A 4,840-nucleotide genomic window follows, 5' to 3' on the forward strand; every position below is an offset into this window, starting at 1 on the left:
CCCAAAGGCGTAACCCGCTATCTGCGAAACCGGCGAAGGCCTGCTATCTTCTTTTTTGTATTGATAAAATACACTCCTGTGAGTAAGATGACTGCAGCTGTTATAGATTGGGCGGAAATGGATTCACCAAGAAAATACCAGCCCAAAAACATGGCGACAATTGGGTTTACATAGGTATTTGTAGCCACTTTTTCAGGTGAAACAACTTTGAGCAGGTAGTTGAAAGAGGTAAAGGCTACGATGCTTCCAAACACAATTAAGAGTACCATGGCCCAGGAGGTATCCACCTCCCAGTACCGCAGGGGAAGCCACTTTTCCCCAAAGGCCAGGCTCATAAAACAAAGGATGACCCCTCCCGTGATCATTTGATATCCCGTATTGACAAAATAATTGGAAGGCAGGTCTGCCTTACCCACAAACAAACTGCCGTATCCCCAGGCGAGCATGGCTGAAAATATCATTGCAATCCCCAGGAGCGAATTCTCCTGCTGTACCACAGTGTTTTGGTTGATCAGCAAATAGATTCCAAGAATTCCCAGGGCAACTCCCACCAAAGACATGGGTTGGATTTTCTTGCCTTGCAAAAGCCACATCATAAGGAGGATGACCAGGGGTTGGGCCGATATTTCCAGGGCCGCAAAATTACTGTCCACGTACTTCAGGGCCCAGACGACAGTGCCATTTCCGAAACTCAGGAACAGGAACCCGGCCAGGGTCACATTGTAAAACTGCCGTTTGGTGATACGAAGGGACTTACCCAGGGCCAGGGCAATACCAAATATCAAAATACCCGCCACCAGAAACCGGAACCCCGCCAGCATAAATGGAGCGAGCTGTGCCACAGCGATTTTGTTGAGGAGATAGGTGGAGCCCCAGATCACATAAATGGCAAAAAATGCCCCGATAATTAGAGGAAGTTGCGATCGGTTTTCCATGTGGCAATAATACGTTATTCCGTTTCAAAAAGTGTCGTCCTGAACGAAAATCAGCGGGTATCAGAGTAGCCCGGCAACCATAAACCCGAGGTAAGTGCCCAGGGCATTTCCAAGGGAGCCAATGAGGATGGAGGGCAGTATGAGTTCATTTCGCCCAAAATTCTTGGCCAGTGCCATAGCTGTGGTCCCTCCCCCGACATTCGCCTGGGAGGCTATGGCTGCCATATCCCAGTCATACTTCAGTAAATAGCATCCCAAAAAGACCACCAGCCCATGCCCCAGCATCGTTATTCCAATAAAGCCCAGCAGTAACAAAGCCAGGGCTCCGGCTTCCCCCAGGGCGTTGAAATCGCAAAAGGCACCGACGACAGCCAGAAACAGATAAACGCCCCAACTCCCGAGGAACATATTCCCTTTTTGACGGTGCAGCACAGGGATTTGAGCGAGGAGTAACGCCAGGGTGGTTATCACAATCATTCCCGGGATATTCCAGCCCTGTGCCTTAAAAAAATCGGTCAGTATGGCTGTGAGCAACAATCCCAGGGCACTCAATCCAATCCAGAGGGACAGGCTTTGAATATTTAAACGCGCGGAGTCATCTTCCACGATTTCGAGATTACCTGCTTCCGGAGTCTTTGCTGCATCGGGGTTACGTGGTTTGAATTTTTTAAGGGGAAACCAGCGCCCAAGAAAAACCGGGACGGCAATGGTTACAAAAAACCACAATGTGGTTACCACATTATCTGCAGCTACTGCACTGGTATAAACCAGGCCCTGGTCCATCACCCTGTAATGAAGGGCAACAGCATTAAAATTGATACTTCCCCCGGTGTATGTGCCGGCCAACATTCCGGCCAGGGCGGGATAGAGCCCTTCGAACAAAGGACCGTCCTTTATAACGAGTGTTGCTGTAAAAACACCCAGTACAGTTCCCAGGCTTCCAAGCAGAAAGAGGATTAAAATGGGAAGACCCGTCTTTTTGAGTTGGGTGAGGTTTACGTCAAGGAGCATCAGGAAAAGTGAAGCCGGGGCGACGTATTCAAAAATAAAATCATATGTGGGGTTAGCCTGGCTGGGCAACAGGCCCACATTGGAGAAAACGGCTCCAAGGACCAGGACCAGCAGGGCGATTCCAAAAGCTTTAAACCGGGGTTTCCGACTCGCCCATTCGGATAAGAAAAGGACGACAGAGAGGACAAAAATGAGATAGACGGGGGTTTCGACAAAGGCCATCCGCCGCTATTCTTTTAACGACTGCATATCGATGACAAAACGGTATTTGACATCTGAGGCCACCACCCGCTCATAGGCCTGATTGATCTCCGGCATCCCGATCATTTCCACATCGCAAACGATGTTGTGTTTCCCGCAGAAATCCAACATCTCCTGGGTCTCTGCAATACCGCCGATCAGGGAACCGGCTATGCGTTTACGACCCATCATCACCCCACCCCCGTGAAAGGGTTTTAGGGGTTCCACCGCCCCTACCAGAACCATGGTCGCATCAATTTTGAGCAATCCAATATATGGATCCATCTCGTGGCCGACCGGGATAGTGTTGAGAATAAAATCAAACGAATTGGCCTGGGCCTGCATTGCTTTGGCATCTGTGGAAATAAGGACTTCGTGTGCTCCCAACGCCTCGGCATCACTTGCTTTGTCCGGAGAACGGGTGATCATGACCACATGTGCCCCAAGGGCATTGGCAAATTTAATCCCCATATGCCCAAGGCCCCCAAGGCCGACTACCCCTACCCGGTCTTTTCGGCCAACCTTCCAGTGTTTTAATGGAGACCAGGTCGTAATTCCAGCACAGAGCAACGGAGCTGCACCACGTACATCAATGTTTTCAGGGATTTTGAGTACAAAATCCTGATCTACGACAATATGGGTGGAATAGCCTCCGTAAGTGCGTCCAAAATGAGGTTCCGGACTATTATAGGTCCAGGTACAGCCATTTTCACAAAATTGCTCCAGATCCCTTTTGCAGGAGGGGCAATCTCCACAAGAATCCACCATACACCCCACGCCGACCAAATCCCCGGTATCAAAGCGCCTCACCTTTGAACCCACTTCAAGTACTCTTCCGATAATCTCATGGCCGGGAACCACGGGATAGGTGGAATTTAACCATTCGTTTCTCGCGGTATGTATATCACTGTGGCAGACTCCGCAATAGAGGATTTCAATATGCACATCGCGTTTCCCCGGAGTTCTCCGGTTTATACTCATTTTTTCGAGGTTGGCGTCTGCAGCCTGGGTTCCATAGGCGGTTATTTTGGTGCTCATAGTTTTCAATGTATTTTGATAGTGTTCTAAATCCGTTTTTCTAAAGATATTATTAATTGGACATCTATAGAAAGATCTGGTTGTTTTTTGACGAATGGTGCTTTCATTATCAGGAGTGCATATATTTGGGCCAATATTGTATAATGTTTAACTATTTATCTAAATATTTAGACAATATTTAATACTTCTCCTTGAATTCATTGTCTACTTTCGCTTCCTAATCTTAAAACACTAGATCAAATGAAATTTTTAAAATCAACCCTTTTCCTTGCTTTTATCGGAGTCGCCTCCGTCGTTAGTGCCCAGGGAAATGAAATGGCTGCCACATCGGAAAAAGCGAATCAGCCCGTACGTATTGAAGTACAAACTCCTACTATTGTAGGTGTAGCCAGCAGTAATGAAGTATTTTCTACCCTGGTAAAAGCGGTTGCTGCAGCCGACCTTGTAGGAACTTTGGAAAGTGCAGGGCCTTTCACAGTCTTTGCCCCAACCAATGACGCCTTTGCAAAACTACCTGACGGAACGGTGGAAACACTCTTAAAGCCCGAAAATAAAGAAGGACTGAAAAATGTGCTTACTTACCATGTAGTGGCAGGTAAGTTTATGGCTGCTGATGTCGTTAAAGCGATTCAAAGCAACAACAATGCATTTTCAGTACAAACTGCAAACGGGCAAAAACTCACTCTGAGTTTAGTCGATGGTGCGGTAATGGTAAAGGATGCCAATGGAAATTCGGCCAAAGTCACAGCTACGGATGTTGCTGCGTCAAACGGAGTGATCCACGTTATCGATTCAGTAGTGCTTCCTAAATAAGGAGTACTTCTCAAATAAAAAGTTTCCCTATATCCATAAAAAATACCGCCCAAAAAGGCGGTATTTTTTTTCATAGCAATTTAAATCCCGATTCAACTTATACGTCGATCCGCATTTTCAGTCTTTTCTCAACTTTCTTTTTAATGGTCGTCAATCGTTTCATCACTTCCATTAAGTGCTGATCACGTGATTTCTTATATACTTCATTGATCTCCAGGATCAGATCTTTTAATTCACGGGAAGCCTGAACGCGTTCACTAGTAGTGATTCTGGACCATTTCCGGCTTTCAAACTCCTCGGCTTTCTGCAGTAGTAACTCCATAGTCTTCCGTTTTTTTTAAAGGTTTAATCAAAAATCGCTCCAGAATCTGAAACCGGAATTTTCAGCTTTCCCTTATACTTGAAAACAGCTGTGAGCGCTTTTGAGATAGAAGGGGATTTTTCTTCCGGTCTATAGAATCAAAGAACTTTTGGAGAAAGATACAACATCTCTTTATTTTGTTCAATTCTCTTAACAAATGTTTAAACAATTGAACCTGGAACTGTTCCTTCTCCCTACTTTTAATGCATATAACTCCCCGCATTAAAGTCAATAACTGTACCTGTGGCATGGTCCATCTGCCCGCTACATATAAACGCTGTGAAAGGTGCAATATGGGATGGCCGGGTGAGTTCAGGCAAGGCAATCTCATCTAATAGTAAAGCTTCTCCATGGCTGGCGATGAAAGAATCAGCCATGGCGGTACGTGTAAATCCGGGAGCAATAACAAAGGAGGTGATTCCCGCTTTACCAAAAGAACGGG

6 protein-coding genes are annotated in these 4,840 nt (G+C 46.3%); 1 reads left to right on the forward strand and 5 read right to left on the reverse strand.

The annotated features are described in order from the left end of the window. Positions 1 to 17: 17 nt before the first annotated feature. From WBV75_RS01465 to WBV75_RS01475, 3 genes are read right to left on the reverse strand one after another with little or no spacing between them, the layout of a single operon-like run. Positions 18 to 935, reverse strand: a complete 918-nt coding sequence (locus WBV75_RS01465) for an EamA family transporter (protein ID WP_424118884.1) — start codon at positions 933 to 935, stop codon at positions 18 to 20. Positions 936 to 995: 60 nt separating this feature from the next. Continuing rightward, complete coding sequence (locus WBV75_RS01470) at positions 996 to 2,168, reverse strand: DUF819 domain-containing protein (RefSeq protein ID WP_424118885.1); 1,173 nt, start codon at positions 2,166 to 2,168, stop codon at positions 996 to 998. Positions 2,169 to 2,174: 6 nt separating this feature from the next. Beyond that, positions 2,175 to 3,224 carry an NAD(P)-dependent alcohol dehydrogenase gene (locus WBV75_RS01475; protein ID WP_424118886.1) on the reverse strand — a complete coding sequence of 350 codons (1,050 nt, stop codon included), beginning with the start codon at positions 3,222 to 3,224 and terminating at the stop codon, positions 2,175 to 2,177. Positions 3,225 to 3,464: 240 nt separating this feature from the next. Here WBV75_RS01475 and WBV75_RS01480 point away from each other — a divergent pair, with 240 nt between their 5' ends. Beyond that, positions 3,465 to 4,037, forward strand: coding sequence for a fasciclin domain-containing protein (locus WBV75_RS01480; RefSeq protein WP_424118887.1), 573 nt, complete (start codon positions 3,465 to 3,467; stop codon positions 4,035 to 4,037). A gap of 97 nt (positions 4,038 to 4,134) precedes the next feature. Here WBV75_RS01480 and WBV75_RS01485 read toward each other — a convergent pair whose 3' ends face one another. Both WBV75_RS01485 and WBV75_RS01490 read right to left on the reverse strand, forming a co-directional pair. Beyond that, positions 4,135 to 4,359 carry a hypothetical protein gene (locus WBV75_RS01485; RefSeq protein ID WP_424118888.1) on the reverse strand — a complete coding sequence of 75 codons (225 nt, stop codon included), beginning with the start codon at positions 4,357 to 4,359 and terminating at the stop codon, positions 4,135 to 4,137. 239 nt (positions 4,360 to 4,598) lie between these two features. Next, on the reverse strand, positions 4,599 to 4,840 hold a 242-nt coding region (locus WBV75_RS01490), incomplete at its 5' end, for an SDR family oxidoreductase (RefSeq protein WP_424118889.1).

This window comes from Robiginitalea sp. (assembly GCF_049588695.1).
Lineage (GTDB): Bacteria > Bacteroidota > Bacteroidia > Flavobacteriales > Flavobacteriaceae > Robiginitalea.